Genomic DNA, 26,281 nt, shown 5'->3' with positions numbered 1-26,281 from the left:
TGATGGCCGCGCTGACCGAAGCCGGACTGCTGGGCACGTGGGAGGCCGCGCAGGGGCTCCCCGCGGTGCGACGGGCGCTGACGCTGGCGGTCGCGGGCGGGGCGCAGCCGTCGACGGTCGCCGATCTCGCGGTCGGCCGGCGGGACGGATTCCTGCTGGCACTGCGGGAAAGCTGCTTCGGTCCGGCCTGGCAGGCACTCGTGGCCTGCCCGGCGTGCGGCGAGGAACTCGAACTGGAGCTGTCCGGAGAGGACGTCCGGGCGCCCGCGCCCGCGGTACCCGCCGCGACGGTGACCGCCGCCGGATACGAGGTGGATATGCGGCCGGTCACCAGCCGCGACCTGCTGGCGATCCAGGGGGAGGCGCCGGACGCCCGTCGGCGATTGCTGCAACGGTGCGTGGTCGCCGCCCGGCAGGCGGGCCGGGAGGTGGCGACGGCGGAGCTGCCGGACGCCGCGCTGGACGCGCTCCCGGCCGCACTGTCCACTTGCGACCCACAAGCGGACGTACGGCTGAGCCTGGACTGCGTGACCTGCGGACACCACTGGGCGGCGCCGTTCGACGTCGCCGCCTACCTGTGGACGGAACTGGACACCTACGCCCGGCGGCTGATGCACGAGGTGCACGCGCTCGCGCTCGGCTACGGCTGGTCGGAAAGCGACGTGCTCGCGGTGAGCCCGGCGCGGCGGCGGTACTACCTGGAACTCGCGGGGAGCACGGCGTGAGCGATTTCGTGGACCGGCTGCTCGGCCGGACCGGCAGCCCGCCGGTCCGGCCGATCGTGCCGACGCTGTTCGAGCCGGTCGCGCCACTGCGTACCAGCGCGGTGCCGCCGATGGGCACTTTCAGTGAGTCCGATCCGCCGCGTGAGCCGCCGGTCCCGCCCCCGGCGCCCGAACCCCGGACGGTGCCCGGGACCGCGGCGGTGTTCCACGAGAGCCGGGAAACGCACGAGACCCGGGTCGAGATTCCCTTGCCGTTCAAGGAATCGCAGCCGCAGTCGAGGCCAGGCTCGGCGCGAGAGATCATCCGGGAGGAACACACCGATCCGGATGCCCCTTCGGTCACCGTCACCTCGGTGACCGCCGCGGCCGTCCCGGTCGTCGTGCCGCCGGTGGTACCGGCGGCTATTCCTGCGGTGGCGCCGCCACCGGCCGTCGTCCCGCCCTCGGCCTCGGAAGCCACCCCTCAGACGGTGGCTCCGCCGACCGCCGGACCGGTGCGTGCCCATCCGGTCACCCGGGCCAGGCCGCGCCCGGCGGCGCCCGAACCACCACGGCCGCCGACGCTACGGCGGCGGCCGGAACCGGCCGAGCCGGACGTGCACATCAGCATCGGCCGGGTCGAGATCAAGGCGGTACCCGCACCGGCACCGGCCACGCCGCCGCGGCCCGGACGATCCCGGCTGCCGGTGCTCGGGCTGGACGAATACCTGAAGGAAAGAGCGGGAGGTGACCGGGGATGAGCGATGCGAACGCCGTCGAGGCGGTCACCGAGGCCCTGGTGCAGCTGGTCCTGGAGGGCACCCGCGAGGTCGAGAGCGGGGCCAAGGTCGAGGCGAAACCACCGGACGCGAACCCGGATGCCGGCGGCGATCCGCGGGTGACCCTGTTCCTCTACGAGATCGACGCCGATCCGGCGCTGCGCAACGAGGACCCGTCCGGCCTGCGGCCCGGCGAGCACGGTGATCCGGCGCTGCCCCTGGTGCTGCACTACCTGCTGACGGCGTTCGTACCGGGCGGGCACGACGTGACCGCGCACCGGATGCTCGGCGGTGCCCTGCGGATCCTGCACGAGCATCCGGTGCTCAGCCGCGACCGGCTGCGTCAGGTTCCCTCGCACAGCAACGTTTCCGAGCAGCCCGAGCTGATCAGGATCACCTGGCAGCCACTGGAGGAGAAGGACATCTACTCGCTCTGGTCGGCTTTCCGGACCGGGTACCGGCTTTCCGTCGCGGTCGAGGTCGGCCCGGTGCTGATCGACAGCCGCCGCCCGCCGCGTACGCCGGTGCCGGTCCTCAAACGCGGCCCGCAGGACCGGGGGCCCACCGCCGTGGCGAGTGCGCGTTCGCCGTTGCCCGAGGCGACGGCCGCGATACCGGTCGCGGTCGGCGCCGACGGACGCGAGCACGAACAGTCGTCCGCGCCGGTCGGGAGCCGGGTGATCGTGCGGGGTGCGAACCTCGGTGGCACCACGGAGATCCGGCTCGCTCATTCGCTGCAGTCCGATCCGGTCGTCCTCAGCCCGCGGCAGGTGGGTGGCACCGAGGTGCGGTTCGACCTGTCCGGCGCGGCGGGGAGCTACCTGGCCGGGCTGTGGTCGGTCACGCTGGTGAGCACCGTGACCGTGGAGGGCGAGCAGATCACCACGACCACCAACGAGGTTTCGCTGGCCATCGCTCCGGCCATCACGAGCACGATGCCCGCGACCGTGGTGCGGACCGGGACGACCGCGGTCGTCGGCCTCCGCTGCAGCCCGCCGGTGCGGGCCGGGCAGCCGGTGCTGCTGGCGCTCGGTTCCCGCGCGGTCCTGGAACGCCGCGAGCTGGCGGCACGACCGGAGGATCCGGTCGTGGGCACCGATCTGACCTTCGACGTGCCGGACGCGCCGCTGGGCACGCACCTCGCCCGGCTCCGCGTCGGCGGGGTGGACAGCCTGCTGATCGACCGCACCGGCGACGCCCCGCGGTTCGATGACACGCAGACGATCACGGTGATCGGCTCATGACCGGGCACGGGGGGTGGGAGGCGGCCAATGGGCGGTTCCTGGCCGCCTCCCTGGAGTGGCTGCGGCTCGTGCTGCGGGCGCACCACGAAGCGCGGGAGTCCACTGTGGACATCTCGGTGGACAAGGTGACCGCGGCCGCGCAGGAGGTCGCGGACGCGGAGGAGATCAGCCCGCCGCCCGCCCTGGTGGTCCTGGCCGCCAGGCTGGGGTTGTCCCGGTTCGAGCGGGACACCCTGCTGCTGTGCGCGGCAGTCGAGCTGGATCCCTCGATCGCCACGTTGTGCGCGCTCGCACATGGCGACGAGCGGATGGCCTATCCGACGTTCGCCCTCGCGCTGGCCGCGTTGCCGGATCCGGCGTGGGAAGCCGTTTCCCCTTACGGAGGCCTTCGGTTCTGGCGGCTCGTCGACGAGCCGCCGCAGGGCGTGGTGTCCGCGGCGTTGCGCGCGGACGAGCGCGTGGTCAACTACCTGAAGGGCCTCGGTCACCTTGACCACCGGCTGACCCCGGTGGTGACCCGGATCCCGCCGGATGCGGGGGATGGGCTGCCGCCGTCCCAGCAGGAGGTAGCCGACCAGGTCGTCCGGCACTGGCAGGCGGGGACCGGCACCGGTGCGGTGGTGCAGCTGGCCGGTCCGGCCGACGACGCGAAGCAGCTCGTCACGGCGCACGCGGCTGCGGCCTGCGGGCTGCTCGCGTACCGGCTCCCCGCGTCGTTGCTGCCCGTGCGGCCCGTCGAACTCGACGAGGTGGCCAGGCTGTGGCAGCGGGAAGCGATGCTGCTGCCGCTGGCGCTGTACGTCGACGTCGAGGAGACCGGCGAAAACCGTGCGGCGTCGACGGTCGCCGGGTTCCTTGACCGGGTCACCTGCCCGACGGTGGTGGCCACGCGGGAGATCCGGGCGGACCTGGCCCATCGGTCCCTCGTGCTCGACACGTGCCCGCCGACGCCGGCCGAACGGGCGGCGGCCTGGCGTGGCGCACTCGGTCCCGGAGCGGACATCGACGGGCTCGCCGCGCAGTTCGCGCTGGAGGTTCCGGCGATCACGGAAGTGGCCGCGGAGGCCGGCGGCGATCCGGCCGTGGCGTGGCGGGCTTGCCGCGTCCGGACCAGGCCGCGGCTGGCCTCGCTCGCCGAGCGGCTGGAGCCGAAGGCCGGGTGGGACGACATCGTGCTGACCGAACAGGCCAGGCGGCAGCTGGGCGAGATCGCCGCCCAGGTACGGCAGCGGAGCACGGTGTTCCACGAATGGGGTTTCGGCGAGCGGATCACCCGGGGTCTGGGACTGAGCGCGTTGTTCGCCGGGCCGAGCGGCACCGGGAAGACGATGGCGGCCGAGGTGCTGGCCAAGCAGCTCGCGCTGGATCTGTACCGGGTCGATCTTTCCGCGGTGGTGAGCAAGTACATCGGCGAGACGGAGAAGAACCTGCGTCGGCTGTTCGACGCCGCGGAGGGGGTGATCCTGCTCTTCGACGAGGCCGACGCGATGTTCGGCAAGCGCAGCGAGGTCCACGACGCGCACGACCGTTATGCCAACATCGAGATCAGTTATCTGCTGCAACGCATGGAATCGCATCCGGGGCTGGCGATACTGACCACGAACCTGCGCACCGCGCTCGACTCCGCTTTCCTGCGCCGGCTGCGGTTCGTCGTGGAGTTCGCCTTCCCCGGCCCCGTGGAGCGGGAATCGATGTGGCGCCGGGCCTTCCCGGCGAAGGCGCCGCACGCCGGACTGGACTTCGACCGGCTGGCACAGCTGCCGGTCAGCGGCGGCATGACCCGCAACATCGCGCTCAACGCGGCGTTCCTGGCCGCCGCGGACGGCGCCCAGATCACCATGCAGACCGTGCTGGACGCGGCCCGGAGCGAGTTCCGCAAGCTCGAACTTCCGGTCAGGGAACGGGATTTCACCTGGGAGGGGGCTCGATGACCATCGAGGTGCACATCGACCGCGTGGTGCTGCACGGCCTCGACGTGCCGCCGGGACAGTCCCGTGCGCTCGGCGAGGCGGTGCGGGCCGAACTCGCCCGGCTGCTCGCCGAGACACCCCGCGGGACCTGGCGGGCGTCGCGGCACGCACGGCGGATCGACGTACCCGGTCTGCGGCTCGGCGGACACCACACGGTGTCCGCACTCGGCGAAGAGATCGCCCGGTGTCTCGGCACCGGCCTCAATGCTCCCGGAGGTGCCTGATGATGGTTCTTCCCGGACCGCGCGAAGCGGCGCGGCCGATGGCGCCGCCGATCGTGCGCGCGGTGGTGCAGACCCCCGGCCTGCCGCTGGATCCGGCGGTGCAGCCGTTCGCGGCGGAACGTCCCGGCTGGGATTTCAGCCGGGTCCGGGTGCACACCGACGCGCAGGCCGCGGAGTCCGCCGAAGCGGTGCAGGCGAAGGCCTACACGGTCGGCCGGCACATCGTGTTCGGACCGGGGCAGTACCGTCCGGAGACCGCGGCCGGCCGGAACCTGCTCCGGCACGAACTCGGGCATGTCCGCCAGCAGCGATCGGTCGCGGACGCGCTGCCGTCCCGGCTGCCGCTGTCCGACCCGGGGGAGCGAGCCGAACGCGAGGCGTCGACCGGCGACGTCCACGAACTCGGACAGCCGCTGGTCCAGCGAGAACTGGCCGCGTATGCCAAGCCGCACACCGAGTACGCCCCGGGCAGCCTTTACGGCACGGCGAACCAGTCGGTCACCTCGACAGCCGACGCGCCGGGAATCCAGACCGCTCTCGCGCCGCTGATCGCCGCCCACAAAGTCGGCACCCGCACGGTCGGCGACGTCACCTACTTCTTCTCCCAGGGCGCCGCCGTCGCCGATGTCGAAGCTGCGCTGAACACGGCGGGGTACGTCAAGGCCAAGGACATGGCGGCCGCGCTGCTGGCCGAACACCAGGCTTTCCTTTATGTCAAAGGCGAGGTCACCCGGATGTCGTCGCTGTTCGGCACGACGGAAGTGGGCCGCCGCAGCGAGAACCTCGCCCCGCGCGCGGCTCGCCCGCTCACCGAAGCCGAGCGGGTGGAGGCCCGGAAGGTGTTCGCCGGTTCGCTGAACCTGGACCGGATCACCCTGACCGAGGGCCAGCTCACCGCGATCGGCGGCTACGCGCGCACGCTGCCGGACTCGATCAACTTCCCGTCCGGCAGCGCGACCGGCAGCGGGTTCATGCCGTGGCTCATCCACGAGCTGACCCACACCTGGCAGTACCAGCACGGATACAGCGTGCTCAGCACCGGTTACCACGCGATCGCCAGCACCTACGACTACGGCGGCGACGCCGAGCTGACCGCGCGGACGGCCCGGGGCCAGGGCTTCACCAGCTTCAACACCGAACAGCAGGGGGACATCCTGCAGGAGTACTACCGGCGGCTGGTGACGCCGGGCCGCGGGCCGCTGGCGCCGTTCCTGCCCTATGTCAAGGAGGTGCAGCGGTGAGCACGTTCCCGCAGAGTCTCAACCCCGTCCGCGGCGGCTTCGTGCTGATCGACCTCGCGACCGGGAAGCCGAAGACGATTCCGTTCCAGTACAACCCGGACACGCTGACCCGCACGCTGCAGCCACAGGGCATCGGCAACGAACCGGGGGACCGGCTGGAAGCGTTGCGGCTCAAGGGCCCCCCGCACGAGACCTACAAGTTCGACGCCGAATTCGACGCCGCCGCGGAACCCGAGCGGTTTCCGGACGGCCTGTTCCCGCTCCTCTGTGCGCTGGAGCGGAGCATCTCGCCGACCTACGACCAGCTGTGGTCGGAGAACGACGACGCGGGCAAGGGATTGCTGGAGATCGCGCCGGCCGAGGCGCCGCTGACCGTGCTGGTCCTCGGGCCACGGCGGGTCGTGCCGGTCCGCATCACCGAATTCAGCGTCACCGAGGAGGCTTTCGACGCTTCGCTCAACCCGATCCGGGCGAAGGTCTCGGTGGGGGTGCGGGTACTCACGGTGGACGACCTCGGATACGTGCACAAGGGAGGTGGGCTCTACCTGACCCACCTGCAGCAGAAGGAGCGGTTCGCGGCCGCGGTCGACCATCCGGTGACCGACGTCGGCGTGCCCCGGATCTGAGGAGCCTGCCATGTTCTCCACCACCAGCCGCTACTACGACCTCGCGACCGAGGTCCACGAGCTGCCGGACGGGCGCCAGGTCCGCTACGTCAGCCGCCGTCTGCTGCCCCATCCCGAGGACCTGGCGCAGATCGGCGAACACGTCGTCGGCCCCCGGGACCGGCTCGACCGGATCGCCGGGCAGGTGTTCGGCGACGCGGAACAGTACTGGCGCATCGCGGATGCGAACCGTGCGATGGACCCGGACGAGCTGACCGCCGAGCCCGGCCGCCGGTTGCGGATCACCCTGCCGCCCGGCGTCGCGGGAGGAGGGATCGCGCGTGGCTAAGAGTTTCCAGCTGTTGCTGATGATGGGCAAGGTGGTGGCCTTGCCGGTACCCCAGCCATTGGTGGACGCGCTGCAGTCGGTGCAGATCACCTCCGCGGCAGGCGGGCCGAGCGGCTTCCAGCTCACCTTCGCGGTGAGCCGGGGCTCGGTCATCACCAAGACGCTGCTGCCGTTCGCACTGCTCGACCCGCCGACGCGGGTCGTCCTCGCGACGATCATCGGTGGATCCCTCGAAGTGCTGATGGACGGCGTGCTGACCCGGCAGGAGATGAGCCCTGGTGACGCGCCGGGTTCGAGCACGCTGACGGTCACCGGCGAGGACCTGACCGCGCTGATGGACCTGCGCCACGTACAGCAGTCCTATCCGGGCCAGCCGATCTACGTCCAAGTGCTGCGGATCCTGAAGGGGTACGCGCAGTACGGCATCGCCCCGGCGGCGATCCCGCCGAAGTTCGTCGAGCCGTACCTGCCGGAGGACAACTACCTGGCGCAGGCGGGCACCGATCTGTCCTATCTCCGGGCGCTCGCGCGCAAGGCCGGTTACGCGTTCTACCTGGAACCGGGGCCGCGGCCCGGGGTCAGTGCCGCGTACTGGGGTCCGGAGGTGCGGACCGGGAAACCGCAGCCGGCGCTCACCGTGGACTCCGGCCCGGCGACGAACGTGGAATCGATGTCCTTCGGCTTCGACGGGACGGCCCGGACCCAGTTCACCATCCGGAAGGAGGAGCCGACCACGAAGATCGGCATTTCCATTCCGGTGCCGAATCTCTCGCTGCTGCGCCCGCCGCTGGCGTCGCGGCCCGCGGTGGCGCTCAAGGAACAGCCGCTGCCGGACCTGGCCGGCCTCTCCGCGCTGGAAGTCCTGCTGAAGGGCCTGAGCCGGACCGAAGCGGCCTCCGACGCGGTGACCGGGCAGGGCAAGCTCGACGTCCTGCGCTACGGCCATGTGCTCAAGGCCCGGCGCCTGGTCGGCGTGCGCGGCGCGGGGCTCGACTACGACGGCACCTACTACGTGACGCGCGTGACGCACGAGATCAAGCGCGGCGAGTACACCCAGAGTTTCAGCCTGACCCGGGACGCCTTCGTCCCCTTTCCTCCACAGCGGGTGGACGTATGACAAGCGATGGAAACAGGTTCGACGGCACCTATCAGGGCGTCGTAGTGTCCAATGTGGACCCGCTGGGGCTCGACCGGCTGCTGGTCCGGATCGGCGACGTGCTCGGCGACGAACCGGTGTGGGCGAGTGCCAGCACCGCCGCGCCGAGCATGAACGTGGTGCCGCTGATCAATTCGGGCGTGTGGGTCGAGTTCCAGGACGGCGACCTCAGCCGCGCGGTGTGGACCGGCTTCCGCCGGGACGTGCGCCAGGAGGGGCCGCCGGTCGCGAACAGCATCCTGCCCGGGGTGCCGCAGATCGTGCTCGGCACACCGCAGCCTGCGGTGGGCACGCTGCCGCAGAACTATCTGCTGATCACCGAGCAGCCCGGTCCGACCGGCGGTATCCAGCTGCAGATCCAGGGTCCGGCCGGGCCGTGCATCAAGCTCAACGAGACCGGGATCGAGCTGTCCTGCGGCCCCGGGCTCGCATCGATCCGGCTGACCGGGACCTCGGTCGTCATCAACAACGGCACGTTCATCATTCCGAAGTAGGAGGGGGATCGCCGATGCCGGGCTTCGTGCTGCACGCCGGCATGTCCATGAACTGCCCGCACCAGGGTGTGATGGTGCCGAAGCCGGCCGGCCCGCCGCCGGCGCTGGTGGAGGGGATGCCGGTGCTGACCGCGAAGGACCAGCTGACCATCGTCGGCTGTACCGCGGCCCCGTCGTGCGTCAGCGTGCAGTGGAACAACATGTCGATCGAGCTGGGTTACGCCACGCCGGTGCTGGTGCAGTCGAAACCGGGGGGACAGGGCGACGGGACGTGCGTCGGTTCGCAGAGTCCCGGCCCGCCGACCATCCTCGCCATGCAGCCGTTCGTGTTCGGGAGGTGACCGTGGTGGACCTCGATTTCCCTTTCCACATCGGAGAACGCGGCCGGATCGCGGACACCGGCTACGCCGATCACGTGCGCGACCTGATCGAGCAGCTGCTGTTCACCACGCCGGGGGAGCGCGTGATGCGTCCCGATTTCGGGGTGGGACTGCTGGATCTGGTGTTCGAGCCGAACAGCCCCGAGCTGGCCGCCGCCTTGCAGGTCTCCGCGGAGGCCGCGCTGACGCGCTGGCTCGGGGATCTGATCAAAGTGGACACACTGGTGGTCACCGCCATGGATGCCACGTTGCGGATCGAGATCGCGTACGTGCTCCTCGCGACCGGTGAGCGCAGGCAGGACGTGCTCGAAGGGACGGCCGCATGATCGACTGCACCGACGAGCGCCGCCGCGCCGAAGTGCGGGCGCGCGAGCGCAACGGAATCGACGCGGTGAGCGTGAGCGACGACCGCCGCACCTTGACCGTGCTCTTCTTCGGCAAGGCGCCGGAGGACCTGGCCCCGGTGAACTTCCGGATCGACGGCGGGCGCCGGATCACCGGGATCGTGGTCGTCGCGGCCGAGCTGTGCGTGAGCGACGACCCGGATTTCGCGGACGGCGTCCGGCTGAGGGTGGACCGCCCGGGAGATCTCTCGACCTACCGGCTGTGCGTGGTGGAGGCCGGGCCGGTCGGCAACCCGGGTACCAAGCCGTACCCGGGTTTCGACCCGCGGTACGCCTGCGTGGACTTCACCTTCACCTCCTGCGACGACCTCGATTGCGCCCCGGCCGACGACTGTCCACAACAGACTGTTCCCGAGCCGGAGATCGACTACCTGAGCAAGGATTACGCGAGCTTCCGCCAGCTGATGCTGGACCGGCTGAGCCTGACCATGCCGGCCTGGACCGAGCGGCATGTCCCGGATGTCGGGATCACCCTGGTGGAGCTGCTCGCCTACGAGGGCGACCGGCTCGGCTACCAGCAGGACGCGGTGGGGACCGAGGCGTACCTGGACACGGCGCGACTGCGGGTGTCCGTCCGCCGGCACGCCCGGCTCGTCGATTACTTCATGCACGACGGATGCTCCGCGCGGGCCTGGGTGTGTCTCGAAGCCGACGAACAGGCCGAACTCCCGGAAGGCGCGTTCCGCTTCGCCAGCCTGCCGGACGGGGTGCTGCTCGACGAAGGCCCTGTCTTGCAGGAGAGCGATCTCGAGCGGCCCGGTATGCCGCGGTACGAGATGTTCGAGCCGGTGCACACCGAACCGTTGCAGCTGCGTCCCGCGCACAACCGGATTTCGTTGTGGACCTGGGGCGACCAGGAGTGCCGTCTGCCGAAAGGGGCGACGTCGGCCACTCTGGCCGACCCGGACCGGGCCTTGCGGCTGACCGCCGGTGACGTGCTGGTCTTCGAGGAGGTCGTCGGCGCGAAGACGGGGCTGCCCGCGGACGCGGATCACACGCACCGGCAGGCGGTCCGGCTGACCTCGGTCACCGAGACCACCGACGAGCTGTACTGCCGTTCGCTGATCGAGGTGACCTGGGCGCGCGAGGACGCGCTGGCGTTCTCGTTGTGTGTCAACGCGCGCGGCGGCGTCGACTGCACCGAATACGAGGTCGGGGTGGCGCGCGGCAACGTGGTGCTGGTCGAGCACGGCGCCCGGATCGACTGGTGCGGCGACGCACCCGAGCACCACGACGTGCCGCCACCAGAGGGGACCGAGCCCGGATGCCCGGACCCGGTGGACTTCGGCTGTCCCGACGAGGCCCGCCCGGCACGGCGACCGGGCTATCCGCCGCTACCGGTGCGGTTCCGGCCGGAGCTGAAGCATCGGCCGGTCACGCAGAGCGCGCCGTTCCCGCTGCCCGCCGACGTCGCGGCCGCGCAGGCGCGGTGGCTGGTCGCGTTGCCCGATCGCGTCCGTGCCCGGCTGACCAGGCTGTGGCGGGCCGGCGGTCCACTGTCCGATGTGGACTTCGAGTTCGTAGCGACGGTGTTCGGCGCGAAGCTGGTCGAGAAAATCGATCTTCGCACGCATCCCCGGCGGGCGCTGCGGTACTTGCTGGCCCGGTTCGGCGACCTGCTGGAGACCAAGCTGGCGCGAGTTCGTCAGCTGATCGATCGGGCGCGCGCCGGGTACGTGCTCACAGAAGCGAACGAGGGCTGGGAAATCGGCCAGAGCTGGGGCGGCGACGAGGGCGCGGCGCTCGACGAGAACAGCTCGGCGTTCCGCGGCGCGGCAGGGCCGGCGACACAACCGGATCCACGGGCTGCGCTGCCCGCGGTCACGGTGACCGATCGCCACGGGGAGATCTGGCTGCCACGCCGGGATTTGCTCGACAGCGGTCCGGCCGACCGTGATTTCGTCGGTGAACTCGATGACGAAGGCGCCGTGGTGCTGCGCTTCGGCGACGGCCGCAACGGAGCCGAGTACCCGCTGGGCGGCACGCTGACCGCGTCGCTGCGGGTCGGTACCGGTGTGGCCGGCAACGTCGGGCGGGAGGCGATCAACCGGATCGTGCTCTGCCGGGTTTCGGTGGGCGGCATCCGTGTCGTCCGCAATCCGTTGCCCGCCAACGGCGGCGCTGATCCGGAGCCGGTGTCCGAGGTCCGGGCGCGGGCTCCGCAGGAAGCCCGGCACCGGCTGCTGCGGGCGATCACCGCGGAGGACTACGCGACGCTCGCCGGGCAGACCCCGGGGGTGCAACGCGCGGCGGCCGATCTGCGGTGGACCGGCAGCTGGTACGAGGCGCAGGTCGGTGTCGATCCGCTCGGCGCGGAGGTCGCCTCGGAGTGGCTGCTCGACGAAGTCCGCGCGGGCCTCTACCCATACCGCCGGATCGGCCACGACCTCGCGGTGTCGAGCGCGACGCTGGTGCCGCTGGACCTCGTGGTGCACGTCGAGGTCCGGCCCGAGTACCTCGCCGCGCACGTGCGGGTCGCGGTGCGGCGGGTGCTGGCCGCTTTCTTCGCGCCGGACAACCTGACTTTCGGCACGCCGGTGCGGATCAGTCAGGTGGTCGCGGTGGTGGCCTCCGTACCCGGCGTCCGGCACGCCGAGGTCACCAAGCTGCAGCGCCTCTTCGGCCCGCCCGGGACCGCGCTCGACACCGGCGTGCTGCCGATCGGGCCGCTGGAAGTGGCACAGCTCGACGACGATCCGAGCCGACCGGAGAACGGGCGGCTCACCCTCGACTTGGCAGGTGGGCGATGAGCTGTTCGTGCGGCTGCGGTTCGGGAACCGCCACGACGACCCCGGCTTCGACCTACAACCGGCCCGGTCTGCCCGCGCTGTCCTACCGGATCGGCACGCACAGCCGCTTCCGGGAGACGATGCTGGCCCGGATCGCGAGCAGGCCGGCTCTGGCGCGGCTGACGACACGGGAGCCGGACGATCCGGCGATCGCACTGCTGGATTGCTGGGCGATGGTCGGCGACGTGCTGACCTTCTACCAGGAGCGGATCGCCAACGAGGGCTACCTGCGTACCGCGATCGAACCGGAATCCCTGATCCACCTGGGCAAACTGGTCGGCTACACGCCGCGGCCCGCGCTGTCGGCGAGCACTCATCTCGCGTTCACCCTGGATCCCGGCACGAAGTCGGTGATCCCGGCCGGCTCGGGTGCGAAGAGCGTTTCCGGGCAGAGCCAGGTGCCGCAGACCTTCGAAACCACCGAAGACCTGATCGCCCGCGAGGAGTGGAACGCGCTGCAGGTCGCGCGGAACCAACCGGTGGACGTGAACGGGAACACCGCGCAGGGGATCCGGCGAATCGGTGTCGAGGGCACCTCGGCCAACCTCAAGACGGGGGACCGGCTCCTGTTCCTGTTCGGCACCGGCACTCCGGTGGTCCGCACGGTCGAGGTGGCCACCCCGGACTTCGCCGCCGGCCGGACCGACGTCACGCTGACCGTGCCGGACGGCCGGCGCAACGAGCTGAACCAGGCGATCGAGGATCTGGCGGACGTGATCGGGGAGGCGTTGCCCGCGCCGGTGTCGCCGTGGACCGCCGATTCCGTCGCATTGCTGACGGCCGCGAAGAAGTACCTGGCCACGGTCGGTGAGGTGACCGTCGTGCCGTATCGGCTGCTGCGTACCGCCCAGCAGCTGAGCATGGACCTGCCCGAGCAGGCGGCGATCGCCGCGGCACACGCCGGGTGCGGCGTCCAGGATTGGTACGACTTGCGCGCGAAGCGGGTCATCGATGCCGCGGTGGCCCTGCTGAAGCTGATCCTTGAGACGACGCGCGACACCGATTACGAGACCGCGTACCTGAAGCAGCTCGCGCACGACTTGTTCTGCCCGTCGCAGGAATTGCTGGCTGACGGCCGGGCGGTCGAGGTCCGGGACTGCGGGAAGCTCCCCTGCACAGACTGCTGCAACCGCGGCACCGCGCTCGTCGCGCTCACCCCGGTCCTGCCGTGGCTGCGCCGGGATCCGTCCCGGCCACCCCGCAGGGCGATCGATCTGAAGTCCACAGTGGACGATCTGTTCCGCGCCGATTCCGACGTGCACCCGAAGCTGCTCATGGCGGCGGATCCCCGGCTCGGCCCGAATCTGCACAAGGCCTGGGGGAACCAGCAGATCGCGCCGCCGCCCGCGTTGTCCGGCCTGCAGGTGCCCCGGGTCAAGGCGGTGACCATCGACCGTCCGGCGGGGACCACCGATCCGGACGGCACGACCGTGCTCTACCTGGACAACGTCTACGACGGAATCGCCCGGGACAGCTGGGTCGTGCTCGATCCCGGCGCGAACGCCACCTCGCCGATCCTCCAGCCTGAGCCGGCGCAGGTCGTGTCGGTCACCCAGGCGACCGTCGACGTCACGGTAAAGGACGCCTCCGGCGCGGCGAAGCCGGTGGGGACCAAGCAGGTCACCGTGCTGACCGTGCGGGAGACGTTCACCCAGCCGCCGCCGGCGGGCACCATCGTGTGGGCGCAGGGGGAATCGCTCACCGCGGTCGGCGATCCGATCACCGACGCCGTCGCCGGGACCGAGATCGAGCTGGGCCGGCTCTATGACGGCCTCCGTCCGGGCCGGTGGCTGGTGGTGTCCGGCGAGCGCACCGATGTCCCGCACACCACCGGAATCCAGGCGAGTGAGCTGACCATGGTCGCCGGCATCCGGCAGCGGGTGAACCCGGAGCAGCCGGGTGCGCATGTGCGTACCTACCTGGCGCTGGCCACGACACTGTCCTATCAGTACCGCCGGGCGACGGTGACCCTCTACGGCAACGTCGTGGCGGCTGACCAGGGGGAGACCCGCAGCGAGGTGCTCGGCAGCGGCGACCCGGGTACCGCCGGGCAGACGTTCCCACTGCGGCAGGTCACCGCGGACAACCCGCTGACCTTCCTGCCGTCGGCGAACGCCGAGGGCGCGGAAAGCACGCTCACCACCCGCGTTTCCGGGGTGCGCTGGCACGAGACGGACGGGCTGATCCGGTCCGGTCCGGCCGGGCACGACTACGAGGAGGTCGTCGCCCCGGACGGGACCCGCTCGGTCCGGTTCGGCGACGGTGTACACGGCGCCCGGGTGCCTGCCGGAGTGGAGAACGTCATCGCGGAATACCGGATCGGAGCCGGACACAACGGAAACGTCGATGCCGGGCAGATCAATCAGCTGTCCGGCCGGGCGCCCGGGGTGCGGTCGGTGCTCAACCCGCTGCCCTCGGGCGGCGGCGCGGACGGCGACGGACCGGCGGACGCCCGGGAGACCATCCCCCTGCGGATGCTGGCGCTGGACCGGTTGCTGTCGGTCCGGGACTACGCCGACTTCACCCGCGCCCGTGCCGGGATCGGCAAGGCGGCCGCGGTGCAGCTGTCCGACGGCGACCGCCAGGTCGTGCACGTGACCATCGCGGCGACCGGGGACGTGCGGATCGATCCGTCATCCGGCCTGTTCACCACGCTCGAAGACGCACTCGCCGCGTTCGGCGACCGCGGCGTCCCGGTCCGGGTCGCGGTGCGCGATCAGGTGCTGCTCGTGCTGCGGGCCGGGATCAAGGTGCTGCCCGACTACTCGTGGAACCTGGTGGAGCCGGCCGTGCGCGCCGCACTGCTGGACCGATTCTCCTTCGCCCACAGGGAACTCGGCGAGCCGGCCTACCTCAGCGAGGTGTTCTCGGCGATCCAGGCCGTGCCGGGCGTCGACTATGCCGACGTCGACATGTTCGACGGGATCAGCGGTGCTGTCACGCCGATCGAGCTGGCGACCATTGTGGACGGTCTTACCCAGGCGAAGACCTGCGTTCCGGCCGCGGGTGCCCGTTTCGAGGAGGTCTTCGACACGGTGGGTTATGTCAACGATTTCGGCTGGGACACGCTCACCACGGTCGCGCTGCGGAATGGCTTGACGCTGGCCGAGCTGGTCCGGTTGAACCCGCGGCTGGACTCTGCCCAGCTGCCGGAGCACGGTCGGCTCACCGTCTTCCGCGGCATCCGCCCGGCCCGGCTCGCCGTGCTTCCCGCTGCCGTACCGGAGGCTCTGACTTTGGTGAGGATCCCATGACGCGCAACCCGGACCGGCTCTACGATCTGCTGCCCGCGGTACACCGGCGCCACGACGAGGAGAACGCCGGACCGCTGAGGGCACTGCTCGGCGTGATCACCGAACAGGCCGACCTGATCGACGCCGACCTCGGCGCGTTGTATGAGGACTGGTTCGTCGAAACCGGGCAGGGCTGGGTCGTGCCCTACCTCGGTGACCTGGTCGGGTACCGGATCCTGCCCGGCGCGGACGAGGCGCTGGCCGCCGATTCCGCGGCGGCGCGACGGCTGCTCGCCGCGCTGGCGCCGCGCCGCGACGTCGCGCACACCGTCGGGAACCGGCGCCGGAAGGGCACACTGGCGCTGCTGGAACAGCTCGCGATGGACATCGCGCAGTGGCCGGCCCGAGCGGTCGAGTACCGGCGGCTGCTCGGGGTCACGCAGGCAGTCCGGCTGCACGGCCGGGATCCACGCGCGGACCGCCGCCGCCTCACCCGTGGCCGGCTCACCGATCTGCACCGGACGGACGCGCTCGACCGGCTCGACGGGCCGTTCGACGAGCTGGCGCACACCGTCGACGTCCGGCGGATCGATTCCGCACGCGGCACCGGCCGGTACAACATTCCGGAAATCGGGCTGCATGTGTGGCGGCTCAAGCCGTACTCGATCACGCACGCACCCGCGTACTGCGAGGACCGCGCCCGCACGCACTTCACGTTCAGCGTGCTCGGCAACCACACCCCACTGATCACCAAGCCGGAGCGGGAACCGTCGCCCGCGCACATCGCGGACGAGACGAACGTGCCCGCGTTCATCCGGCGGCACGCGTTCGCCGAGCGGACCGCGAGCTACTACGGCCCCGGCAAGAGCCTGTGCCTGTACACCGCGGACGGGAAACCGGTGCCGCTGAACCGGATCGTGCCCGCCGACCTGTCCCGTTGGCGTTACCGGCCGGCTCGCGACCAGGTCGCGGTAGACCCGGTGCTCGGCCGGATTGCCTTCCCTTCGCGGCAGGCACCGGAGGACGGCGTGTGGGCCACGTATCACTACGGGTTCTCCGCCGATCTCGGCGGCGGGGAGTATCCACGCCCGGTGGATCCGGTCTCCCCGAAGAAGATCTACTACGTAGGCCCCGGGCACTACGAGCTGATCGCGGACGCGATCGCGCAGTGGCGCGCGGACAAGGCGAAAGACCCCACGCTGCGGGAGGGCGTCGTCGAGTTCACCGACAGCGGGGCATACCAGGAACAGCTGATGATCCCGCTGGATCGAGGTGACCGGCTGACCTTGCGGGCGGCGAAGGACACCAGGCCCGTGTTACGCCTGCTGGACTGGTCGAGCAACCGCCCGGACGCGTTGCGGCTCGTCGGGACCGGCGAAGGCGCGGAGGACGATCCGCTGCCCCGGGTCGTGTTCGACGGGTTGCTGATCACCGGGCGCAGCGTCCGCGTGGACGGGCCGATCGGGCAGTTCGTGGTGCGGCACTGCACCCTGGTGCCCGGCTGGGCGCTGGACGAGGACTGCTGTCCCCGGCACGCGGAGGAGGCGAGCATCGAGCTGGCGGACACCCCGGTGTGCCTGCAGGTGGAGCACAGCATCCTCGGCACAATCCTGGTCAACGCCGACGAGGTGCACCCCGAACCCAACCGGATCTGGTTGTCGGACAGCATTCTCGACGCCGCCGGTGAGTGCCTGGCCGCGGTGTGCGGCCCGGGTGAGGGGCGGGCGCACGCGGAGTTCAACGCCCGGCGGGTGACCGTGTTCGGCGCGGTGCTCGCGCACGCGGCCGGGCTGATCGAGAATTCCGTGCTGGCCGGTCCGGTGCGGATCGCCCGGCGGCAGACCGGCTGCGTCCGGTTCTGCTGGCTGCCGGAGGGTTCCCGGACGCCGCCGCGATTCCACTGCGAGCCCGAGCATTCCGGCGATCCGGCACGGGTGCTGCCGCGATTCACGTCGACCCGTCACGGCACTCCCGGCTACGCGCAGCTCGCGCTGTACTGCCCGGACGAGATCCGCCGCGGAGCCGAGGACAGCTCCGAAATGGGTGCCTTCCACGACCTGTTCCAGCCGCAGCGCGAGGACAGTCTCCGGCTGCGCCTCGCCGAATACACTCCGGCCGGCAGCGACGCCGGCATCCTGTTCGCCACCTAGGAGACGCTCATGCAAGCCGACTTCTCGCGTCGCACTTTCGATCCGCTCAAGCACTTTTCCGCGGTCCTGGCCCAGCAGGGCCGGGTCCAGCTGGATGCCGACGCCAACGAGCAGGCCTCGATCCTGCTGCACCAGCTGCGCACCGTGGTGACCGACCTGGTCGGTCCGGCCGCCGCGGCCGACGGCGGATTCCGGATCGAGCCGGAGCTGGACGCCCGCAACGCCACGATCCTGGACCTGGACATCGCCCCCGGCCGCTGCTACGTCGACGGGACGATGGTGGAGAACCCCGTGCGCTCTGAGGGCACAACCTACTGGAACCAGCCCGACGGCCACCTCGACCCGGAGCAGGACCGGCTGCCGGAGACCGGACCGTTCATCGTGTACCTGCGGGTGTGGGAACGGCTGATCACCGCCTTGCAGGACCCGGCGATCCGGGAGGTCGCACTCGGCGCGCCGGGACCGGACACCGCGGCCAGGGCGAAGACCGTCTGGCAGGTCGCCTGGTGCCCCGGGGACAGCCTCGGGGACTTCTCGAGTTTCCGGCGTTCGCTGAACCCGGCACCCGGGCGGCTCGCCGCGCGGGCGAAGCGGCCGGACGACGCGGACGACGACATCTGCCACCTTCCTCCGGAGGCGCGGTTCCGTGGTCCGGAAAACCAGCTGTACCGGGTCGAGGTGCACACCGGCGGCCGGGCTTGGCAGGACTCCGTACCGGCGAACGGCAAGACCCGCCGCGACGACTGCCCCGACCGCCTGTCCGGGGCGACCTTCAAGTGGTCGCGAGAGAACGCGTCGGTGGTCTTCCCGGTGGTGGCGGTGTCCGGGGCGACGGTGACGCTCGCGACGCTCGGCCGCGACGCCAAGATGGACCTCGAGATCGGCGACTTCGTCGAACTCGTCGACGACGCCACGGCCTGCCGGGTCGCCGACGACGTGCCGATCGTCCAGCGCCCGAACCCCGCGCCGAAGCTGCGGCAGGTCGTCGCGATCGATCCGGCCGACCGGCTGGTCACCCTGGATTCCGAAGTGGACGATCGGTGCGGCCCGGGCACCGACCCGGACCTGCACCCGCTGCTGCGCCGCTGGGACCACCCGGCCACGGCCCGATACGAGGACGGCACCCGCGACGTCGCGGTGGACGGCGCACTGCCGCTGGTCGAGGACACCTGGATCGACCTGGAGGACGGAGTCCAGGTCTGCTTCGACGGCCCGTCCGCCAGCCTGGCGGTCGGCTTGGGCGGCAGCTACCGTCACGGCGACTACTGGCAGATCCCGGCCCGCACGATCACCGGCGACGTCGAATGGCCCCAAGATGAAAACGGCCCGCGCCCCGTCCGCCCGCACGGCGTCGAATACCACTACGCGGTCCTCGGCATCATCGGCGCCGGCGGCCAGGTGACCGATCGGCTGGTGTCCTTCGAACCGTTCTTCCCGAAACCCGGCGCGGCGCCCGCGGATCCCGCCGAGCCACCCGCGGCCGATTCGCCTGGCCCGGCCCCGCGTGTTTTTCCGGGTTCCCCGGAAGACGTCCTGGGCCGGGAGACCGGGCCTTTCGAGACGGAAGATTCTGCGGAGGGGGTTTTCCCGGACTATCCGGCGACCGGTGGTGGGGGTGACGGGGCTTCGGCCGGGTCTGGTGCAGTCGGTGGAGATGTTGTTCGCGGGTCCGGTGAGGGTGGTGAGACGGGTAGGACGGGTGCCGCGGTGCCGGGTGGTTCTCCGGCGGGGCAGCGGTCCGGGGTTGCCGGGGGACATGGCGGTTCTCCGGCGCGGCAACCTGTCACGTCGGCTTCGGCCGGGGGGTCTGCTGCGGTGGGTGGGAATCCGGCGCCACGCGCTTTCCCGGGTTCCCCGGAGGACGTCCTGGGCCGGGAGACCGGGCCTTTCGAGACGGAAGATTCGGGGGCCGGGGTTCTCCCGGACTATCCGGCGACCGGTGGTGTGAGTGAAGGCGCTTCGGCCGGCTCTGGGGCGGTGGGCGGAGTCGGTGGAGGTGCCGTTGCCGGGTATCCGGAGGGTGGTGAGGCGGGTATGACGATTGCGGCGATACCCAACGGTTCCCCGATGCTGCAGCGGTCTGGTGCTGTTGGGGGCGGTTCTCCGGTGCTACAACCTGCTGCGTCGGCTTCGGCCGGTCCTGTCGCGGCGGGCGGAGTCGGTGGAGGCGCCGTTGCCGGGTCCCGGAAAATTGGTGAGGCAGGCACGTCGGAGCCCGACGGTCCCCCGATACCGCAACCCGCCGTCCCACTTTCGACCGGCAGCGGGACACCCGCCCCGCCGGTGCTGGACCTCCCTCCTCTCGCCGTTCCCCGGCCGGACGGACAGGCGGTGGAGGGTCTGGGCGCCGAGCCGGCGTACTCGTCCGTCACCTCCGGTCCTGCCTCGCAGCCGGACGGTTCACGGCCGGGCAGTCAGGCGGCCGACGGGTCAGGCAACCAGGCGGTGACCGAGCCGGAGAACGTGCCCGCCACATCCGCTCCCGTCCCGCATTTGGATCGTCCGTCCCCGTCACCCGATTCGGTTCCCCGGCAAGAGGATCAGCTGTCCCCGCCGGCCACCACCACGGCCGTGTCCGCCGACGGAATACCGGGCGGCCTCCTCGGCAACCAGTTGACGTCCTGGCTGCGCACGGTGGTCCCCGGGATCTGGGCGGCGATCGTGGCCTGGCTGGTGACCCTGGGCCTGCCCGCCTCGGCCACCGACTGGCTGTCCGGCCTCGGCAACCAGGTGCTCGTGCCGCTCGCGCTCGCCCTTGTCTACGCGCTGCTGCGCGGGCTGGAGCCGGCCATGCCGCCGTGGCTCACCCGGCTCCTGCTCGGCTCGAACCGGCCGCCGACCTACGCCCCGGGCGGCACCGCGGTCGTCCCGGCCACGGTTTCCCCGCGCTAGCACCGGAATCACGGCGGGCGGGGATCGCACCGACATGCGGGAACCTCGGCCCGATGTCTCGCCGGCACCGCGGTGCCGGCGAGACATCCGGTTCAGCGGAAGGAGATCGAGCCCATCCGCTCCGGATTCGCCGGGCTGTAGGTGTAGATGATCGAACCCTGGGTGGCGCCGCCCGCCACCGCGATCTTCCACGGGCGGAGGCGGTCGATCCGGAAATCGGCCTCGTAGCTCCACCGGTAGTCGAATTCGTTGCCGGGCGGGAGCCCGTCGCCGGCCTGCCAGATCCCGTGCACGGTCAGGAAATCGATCGGGCAGTTGACCCGGATCTGGGTCGCGCCCTGGGGAATGTCGAACGACATGCTCCGATTGTCGCCGGACGGTAGCTGCATGGTCCACTCCTCGTCGTTCCTCGGCACGGCCGCGCCGCTCGCCGGGGCGAACGGGATCGGCCGCTGGATCAGTACCCGGTCGACCGTGATGCCGCCGACCGTCGGCTGCACGTTGTTGTCCTGCCAGCCGTGCGCGAAACCGCGGAGCGCGGACCGCGCGCCGCACTGGACGAAGTAATCGACATGGCCGGCCGCCGCGTCGATGGCATCGGAAAAGCCGTAGGCGCCGGTACGCTCGCGGCCGAGAACGCTGACCGCGCCATCGAGGTATGCCCCCCACAGCGCCGGTGTGATGACCGGAAATCCCGGCGTGCTGAACCAGCGGTCCGCGCAGAAGAAGACGACTCCCGGGAAACCGAGGTAGTCCGCCCCGGCGAGCGCACGCCGGCCGTATTCCTGCCCGCGCGCGAAACCGCCCATCGGATCGTTCTTGCCGACCTCGAAGTACATCGCGATGCCGAGGCCGGCGTCGAGCAGGCTGCGGTATTCGGTCCGGTCGGTGTGCTTGGTGTCGAGATTGCCCGGCGCGTCCAGGTAGCGGATGGCGCCGGAGGCCCGCTCCCTGCCCGGGCCGACCGCGGCGCCGGCGATCGTGGCGCCGGACAACTTCGCCGCGCTGTAATCGATCCACCAGGTGGCCATGATCGTGTTCCCCCTTTCACAGACCGCTCCGGTCGCCCTCGATCGGCTGGGGGTGACCGAACCGGAGCCAGAGTTCCATGATGATCCCGAAGGCGTGGTTTGTTAATACCCGGCGAGACCGAATGCCGAAATGTTGCAATCGCGACCCGCCCACCCCTCGGCAACGACCGACGGCGTTGCCGTGAAGGGTCCCTTCACGGACTCTGGGGCTGTGAAGGGACCCTTCACAGCCTTTAACGGTGGGCGGCGGAGGCCGCGGGTCGCGGACCACGGACACGATGATCACCGCATGTGGTTTCAGGTTCAGCCTAAAAGCCTATGCGCTACGCAATTCAGCGCGTAAAATCGCCGATTGCCCGCGACGGTGCGCGAGAAACGGCGTCACTCGTCACCTTGTGGCGTGATTGGCCTGTTCACCCTATTCAGTGTGGATCTCGCGGTGACACCATCGAATCTGCACTTTGCACGCTACCGACGAAAGGGGATGGATGGTGCGTCGCACAATCCTGGCGCTCTTTGCAAGTTTGACCCTACTGGGCGGGGCTCTGCTCGCGCCCGCCGCCACTGCCGCACCGGAGTCGAAGTCGTCCGTTGCGGCGTGGTCGGGCTGGGAAGACCTGGGCGGAGTAATCGTCACCGGTCCGGCGGTGTCGTCGTGGTCGGCGAACCGGCTCGACGTCTTCGGCACCGGCACCGACAACGCCATGTGGCACAAATGGTGGGATGGTGCCAGATGGTCGGCCTGGGAGAGTCTCGGCGGTGTGATCGTCGGGAATCCTGCGGCTGTTTCGTGGGGTCCGAACCGTATCGATACTTTTGCTCGGGGTACGGATAACGCTCTGTGGCACAAGTGGTGGAACGGTTCGTCCTGGTCGGGTTGGGAAAGCCTGGGTGGTGTTATTGTTTCGGGTCCGGCGGTGTCGTCGTGGTCGGCGAACCGGTTGGATGTGTTCGCTGCTGGTACTGATAACGCGATGTGGCACAAGTGGTGGAATGGCTCGTCGTGGTCGGGCTGGGAGAGTCTTGGTGGTGTTATTGTCGGGAATCCTGCGGCTGTTTCGTGGGGTCCGAATCGTATCGATACTTTTGCTCGGGGTACGGACAATGCTCTGTGGCACAAGTGGTGGAACGGTTCGTCCTGGTCGGGTTGGGAAAGCCTGGGTGGTGTTATTGTTTCGGGTCCGGCGGTGTCGTCGTGGTCGGCGAACCGGCTCGATGTGTTCGCTGCTGGTACTGATAACGCCATGTGGCATAAGGCGTGGAATGGCTCGTCGTGGTCGGGCTGGGAGAGTCTTGGTGGTGTTATTGTCGGGAATCCTGCGGCTGTTTCGTGGGGTCCGAATCGTATCGACACCTTCGCCCGCGGCACCAACAACGCTCTCTGGCATAAATGGTGGAGCTGACCCGATAGCTCCCCCGGTGGCTGACCCGCCCCGGTAATACCGTGGTACCCGGTCCCGATAGGGGGCCGGGTACCACGGCATTCACGGCACTCGGTAGGTGGTGGTCGCATAGAGTTCCGGCGACCGGTGGCCGGTATCGAGGCGGCGTAAACGGCGTGGAGAAGACTGTTTCGCACGGTTGAGGTGAAATCGGCGGATGAACGCGAGCAGGAGCGGAGCCGAGTCGCAGCCGAGCGGCACCGCGGCGGGATCGAGCCGGTGGACTGTGTCGACGGCTTCGTTCCACGCTGTCGCGGTCGGCGGCATGCGGAGGATCTCGGCAGCCCAGCCGTCCCTCTCGGCGGTGATGCGCGACTGGCCGGAAAACGTCGTCCGGTCCGGATCGGCCGCGTCGAGGATCAGCGGCCGGTTTCCACGCGCCGCTCTGCCGCAGAGTCCTCAGGCTGTGGAGAAATCCCGTGCCGCAGTACTCGGAAGGCGAACACATCTGGAAGACCGTTCCGAAGCGATCCGGCTCGTCGGCCACGAGCCGGACGGCCTGGGCTGACGTCGAGTGGTGCGGTGCCGGGCAGCCCGCCACGGCGGCGACCCCGAACCGAGTCGCCAGTGCGGCACGGGATCGGTCGAATGTCGCGCCGATGGTGACCGCGTCGACGTCCTGGCCCCCGAGATCACCGACGGCGGCCGCCACCGCCGATGCGGACGTGATGTCGGCGTCGCGGGTCAGCAGCGCGAGCGGACGCCCGTTGATCCCGCCGTCCCGGTTGATGTCCTCGACGGCGAGCGTGGCACCGAGACGCATCAATCGCCGTCACCGGTCCATTCCCGGTAGACGGGCTGATCGCACCGATCCGCAGCGGCCGGCATCGCTCGATGCCGGGATGGCCGCGTTGAGGTGGGTGCGGCAGGTTGTGCTGCGCGGCGGCGGCCAGGCGGGTCACGTCGAGTCTGGTCACGATCCATAGGTCGCTCACCCGGCTCGATTCGATTACCGGCGACTTCACCGGCTGAATCCTCAGTGCTGCCTTGCGCAACGCTGTCTTCGCCATAAGCACTGCTTCGGCCGGCTGCCGTATCACCTGGCCATCCGGCCCCGGGATGCCGACCGCACGAGCGCCGAAGCGCACGAATCCGAAGCCGCGTTCCTGGCCTGCCCTGTACCAACGTCTTCGTCCGCGAAGTACTACGTTGTGCATCCTCCGGCCCGGCTGCTCGGCGGCAATGCCACCATGGTCTCCCATTCCAGGAAATACCACCGCATTCTTCAGCCCATACCTCGTGCGCTCGGACACCCGCTGGTGGCGCCGCCCAAACGATTCGACCTCGGTCGCTGGCTGACCTCACGCCTGCCCCACGCCCCGCCTGCCTGTCTCCCGTCCGGGGCGGCTTTTGTGGCTGCCCAAGTGTCGTTATAAGACAGGGTGCGCATCTGGGGGCGTTCTCAAAGCCGCCGGGACGCTTTCAGGTGTGTCGGATTTCTCGACGATGATGGCGAGCAGATATGGCTCGCAGGTCAAAGGAATAGTTTTTGATATTCCTTGAGAAAGGCGATGCCCGGTCAGTCGATCCGCGAGAGCTGGGCCTTCAGCGTTGCGTAGAGATCATAGAATTCGCGTGCCTGGCGCCGGGTGAATCTAATGCTCATCGGTTCCGATTCTCTGATGTGGACCTCGAACTCACCCTTGAACCATGCGTGCGGTGCGCGTGTGCATACCTGGACGATATCCCGCAGAGGAATAATGATCTCTTTTCGAGGCGCGGATATTCGCTGGATCGTGATACTGCCGCCATTGAGGACTATAGTGCAGCGGTGCCCTGCGGCATCGGTTCGATCTGTCATTGCCTCCGCTCCCATGTGTCAGGGGCCAGGGGCCGGCATTGAGATGTGCGGCCAGCACGGATTCATGTCCGATTGTTGCGACAGGTGGGTATTTGAGAGGGTTTCGCCCGGAGGATTCCCTTGATCATCTGGTGCGCCGTGCTCGGTGTGCTCTGCGCACTGGCCCGGAGTCTTGGCCGGTCGCTGAACGCCGAGCGCGGTGCAGCCCGCCGTCGCGGTCGCGTGTTGACCCTGCTCGCCCCTCTCGAACGCGGCCGCCTGAACCGAAAGCCGGCGAGATCACTTCGGTCAGTCCTCGGCGCCTGGGGGAACATAGGGAACGTTCTCCAGGGAAATTTTCAAGGAAGGTACGGTCCTCAGGTCTATCGGCACACCATCAGCGTTGGTAATCCGGATGTCGCCGATAACGTCGATGTTGATTGCCTTGTTGTCCTGAGTGACGTCGTATGCTGAGGGGGTCGGCGTGTCTGCGATAGCGAGGGCAGGACTGGAAAAGAGTCCGGCGACAGCGAATGCCGCCGCCGTGGCGAACCGGCGAGTGTGACTCATGTCGGCTTCTCCGATCTGATTTTGTCAAACGAATGTATCACGCGGGTGGGGCAACTAAGTTCACTCGTCTGGGTAATTATTGACGGTAGGTGATTATTCGCGTTCGGGCGGGGCGGGACTGCATCAGGTTTCGTCGGCACACTGTCCTGGGACGTGCGTCGAGTGGAATCGGCTGGAGCGTGGTCGCGTCGCGGCAGAAACGTGAGCGAAACAATGAACTGTTCGTGTTGTGGATGGTGTCTCGGGATCCACTGCCCAGGGCAGGCGGATACGTTCGGTAACGAGTACTTACGGGATGTGACGACATGGCGGGCACGCTTCCCAACGGACAAGGAGTAACGCATCGGAAAGGGAGAAAGAACAGGTGGCTCCTGATGACGAGGACGACGGCATCGACGGGTTGCGTGAGCGGTGAAGGACGGTGCGCGTGGTAGCGGGGCTGAGGGGACGATAAGCACCGGTGTTCCCGTACTGGATCTGCAGGATCGGGGCGACACTCTGGAACTCACCCTGCCGGGGAGACTCTGGCCGTGCATCATGTGGTCCCGGCCATTCCGATTCCGTTATTGCGCGCGCTCGCCGGCGAATGGCTCACCGAACGGCTGCCTGACCTACCGGGGCGTGGTCACCGTGCTCTGCCTCCTGTGCCGTCAGTCCTCATCGCCGAATTTCCACGGCAAGCCCCGCATTCGCCGACGCAGACGACCATCCGACGCGATGACAACGCCAACGTTCCCTGCTGAAGCAATAGGCCGTTGGTGTTGTCCGACGCCAGGTTCTTTACTGCGCCGAGTCACCAGGTCATCGACAGGGGATGTCCATTGGGGTGAAGTTGCCTGTGCAC

General features: G+C 69.6%; 20 protein-coding genes. 17 read left to right on the top strand and 3 right to left on the bottom strand.

What is annotated here, in order from left to right:
• Nucleotides 1-2 precede the first annotated feature (2 nt).
• Genes D5S19_RS16165 through D5S19_RS33170 form a run of 16 tightly spaced genes read left to right on the top strand, consistent with a single transcriptional unit; the run spans nt 3 to nt 20,614 of the window.
• A complete protein-coding gene (locus D5S19_RS16165) occupies nt 3-725 on the top strand; it encodes a T4 family baseplate hub assembly chaperone (protein WP_147397409.1) in 723 nt (240 codons plus the stop codon).
• Nucleotides 722-1,465, top strand: a complete 744-nt coding sequence (locus D5S19_RS16160; RefSeq protein ID WP_120024173.1) for a hypothetical protein — start codon at nt 722-724, stop codon at nt 1,463-1,465. The genes D5S19_RS16165 and D5S19_RS16160 overlap by 4 nt, the downstream gene beginning before the upstream one ends.
• A complete protein-coding gene (locus D5S19_RS16155) occupies nt 1,462-2,727 on the top strand; it encodes a DUF4255 domain-containing protein (protein ID WP_120024172.1) in 1,266 nt (421 codons plus the stop codon). The genes D5S19_RS16160 and D5S19_RS16155 overlap by 4 nt, the downstream gene beginning before the upstream one ends.
• On the top strand, nt 2,724-4,658 hold the full coding sequence (locus D5S19_RS16150; protein ID WP_120024171.1) for an ATP-binding protein: 1,935 nt from the start codon (nt 2,724-2,726) through the stop codon (nt 4,656-4,658). Before D5S19_RS16155 ends, D5S19_RS16150 begins: the two co-directional genes overlap by 4 nt.
• Nucleotides 4,655-4,921 (top strand): hypothetical protein, encoded by a 267-nt coding sequence (locus D5S19_RS16145; RefSeq protein ID WP_120024170.1) that lies wholly within the window; start codon nt 4,655-4,657, stop codon nt 4,919-4,921. Before D5S19_RS16150 ends, D5S19_RS16145 begins: the two co-directional genes overlap by 4 nt.
• Nucleotides 4,921-6,162 carry an eCIS core domain-containing protein gene (locus tag D5S19_RS16140; RefSeq protein ID WP_120024169.1) on the top strand — a complete coding sequence of 414 codons (1,242 nt, stop codon included), beginning with the start codon at nt 4,921-4,923 and terminating at the stop codon, nt 6,160-6,162. The genes D5S19_RS16145 and D5S19_RS16140 overlap by 1 nt, the downstream gene beginning before the upstream one ends.
• Nucleotides 6,159-6,788 (top strand): hypothetical protein, encoded by a 630-nt coding sequence (locus D5S19_RS16135; RefSeq protein ID WP_120024168.1) that lies wholly within the window; start codon nt 6,159-6,161, stop codon nt 6,786-6,788. The genes D5S19_RS16140 and D5S19_RS16135 overlap by 4 nt, the downstream gene beginning before the upstream one ends.
• Before the next feature lie 10 nt (nt 6,789-6,798).
• A complete protein-coding gene (locus D5S19_RS16130) occupies nt 6,799-7,116 on the top strand; it encodes a LysM peptidoglycan-binding domain-containing protein (RefSeq protein WP_120024167.1) in 318 nt (105 codons plus the stop codon).
• Nucleotides 7,109-8,233 carry a hypothetical protein gene (locus D5S19_RS16125; RefSeq protein ID WP_120024166.1) on the top strand — a complete coding sequence of 375 codons (1,125 nt, stop codon included), beginning with the start codon at nt 7,109-7,111 and terminating at the stop codon, nt 8,231-8,233. Before D5S19_RS16130 ends, D5S19_RS16125 begins: the two co-directional genes overlap by 8 nt.
• Entirely contained in the window at nt 8,230-8,766 is a 537-nt protein-coding gene (locus D5S19_RS16120) for a phage baseplate assembly protein V (RefSeq protein WP_120024165.1), read from the top strand. The genes D5S19_RS16125 and D5S19_RS16120 overlap by 4 nt, the downstream gene beginning before the upstream one ends.
• A 14-nt stretch (nt 8,767-8,780) precedes the next feature.
• Complete coding sequence (locus tag D5S19_RS16115) at nt 8,781-9,107, top strand: hypothetical protein (protein WP_120024164.1); 327 nt, start codon at nt 8,781-8,783, stop codon at nt 9,105-9,107.
• The gene (locus D5S19_RS16110) at nt 9,104-9,472 is read left to right on the top strand and encodes a GPW/gp25 family protein (RefSeq protein ID WP_199730529.1); all 369 of its coding nucleotides are present in this window, start codon (nt 9,104-9,106) and stop codon (nt 9,470-9,472) included. Before D5S19_RS16115 ends, D5S19_RS16110 begins: the two co-directional genes overlap by 4 nt.
• Nucleotides 9,469-12,300, top strand: coding sequence for a putative baseplate assembly protein (locus D5S19_RS16105; RefSeq protein ID WP_120024163.1), 2,832 nt, complete (start codon nt 9,469-9,471; stop codon nt 12,298-12,300). Before D5S19_RS16110 ends, D5S19_RS16105 begins: the two co-directional genes overlap by 4 nt.
• Nucleotides 12,297-15,593: a putative baseplate assembly protein gene (locus D5S19_RS16100; RefSeq protein WP_120024162.1), complete on the top strand. Its 3,297-nt coding sequence runs from the start codon at nt 12,297-12,299 to the stop codon at nt 15,591-15,593. Before D5S19_RS16105 ends, D5S19_RS16100 begins: the two co-directional genes overlap by 4 nt.
• Nucleotides 15,590-17,722 carry a hypothetical protein gene (locus tag D5S19_RS16095; RefSeq protein ID WP_120024161.1) on the top strand — a complete coding sequence of 711 codons (2,133 nt, stop codon included), beginning with the start codon at nt 15,590-15,592 and terminating at the stop codon, nt 17,720-17,722. The genes D5S19_RS16100 and D5S19_RS16095 overlap by 4 nt, the downstream gene beginning before the upstream one ends.
• A 9-nt stretch (nt 17,723-17,731) precedes the next feature.
• The gene (locus tag D5S19_RS33170; protein WP_233573958.1) at nt 17,732-20,614 is read left to right on the top strand and encodes a DUF6519 domain-containing protein; all 2,883 of its coding nucleotides are present in this window, start codon (nt 17,732-17,734) and stop codon (nt 20,612-20,614) included.
• A gap of 92 nt (nt 20,615-20,706) precedes the next feature.
• Here D5S19_RS33170 and D5S19_RS16080 read toward each other — a convergent pair whose 3' ends face one another.
• Nucleotides 20,707-21,645, bottom strand: a complete 939-nt coding sequence (locus D5S19_RS16080; protein WP_120024160.1) for a glycoside hydrolase domain-containing protein — start codon at nt 21,643-21,645, stop codon at nt 20,707-20,709.
• A gap of 461 nt (nt 21,646-22,106) precedes the next feature.
• Here D5S19_RS16080 and D5S19_RS16075 point away from each other — a divergent pair, with 461 nt between their 5' ends.
• A complete protein-coding gene (locus tag D5S19_RS16075) occupies nt 22,107-23,048 on the top strand; it encodes a carbohydrate-binding protein (RefSeq protein ID WP_233573957.1) in 942 nt (313 codons plus the stop codon).
• Between the two features lie 81 nt (nt 23,049-23,129).
• Here D5S19_RS16075 and D5S19_RS16070 read toward each other — a convergent pair whose 3' ends face one another.
• Entirely contained in the window at nt 23,130-23,354 is a 225-nt protein-coding gene (locus tag D5S19_RS16070; protein WP_120024158.1) for a hypothetical protein, read from the bottom strand.
• 1,822 nt (nt 23,355-25,176) lie between these two features.
• Nucleotides 25,177-25,437, bottom strand: coding sequence for a hypothetical protein (locus D5S19_RS31705; protein ID WP_147397408.1), 261 nt, complete (start codon nt 25,435-25,437; stop codon nt 25,177-25,179).
• Between the last annotated feature and the right edge of the window lie 844 nt (nt 25,438-26,281).

Origin of the sequence: Amycolatopsis panacis (assembly GCF_003600245.1) — a bacterium.
GTDB classification, from domain to species: Bacteria; Actinomycetota; Actinomycetes; order Mycobacteriales; family Pseudonocardiaceae; genus Amycolatopsis; species Amycolatopsis sulphurea.
Note: the sequence above shows the minus strand (reverse complement) of the source record. Positions and strands in the feature narration are given on the sequence as shown.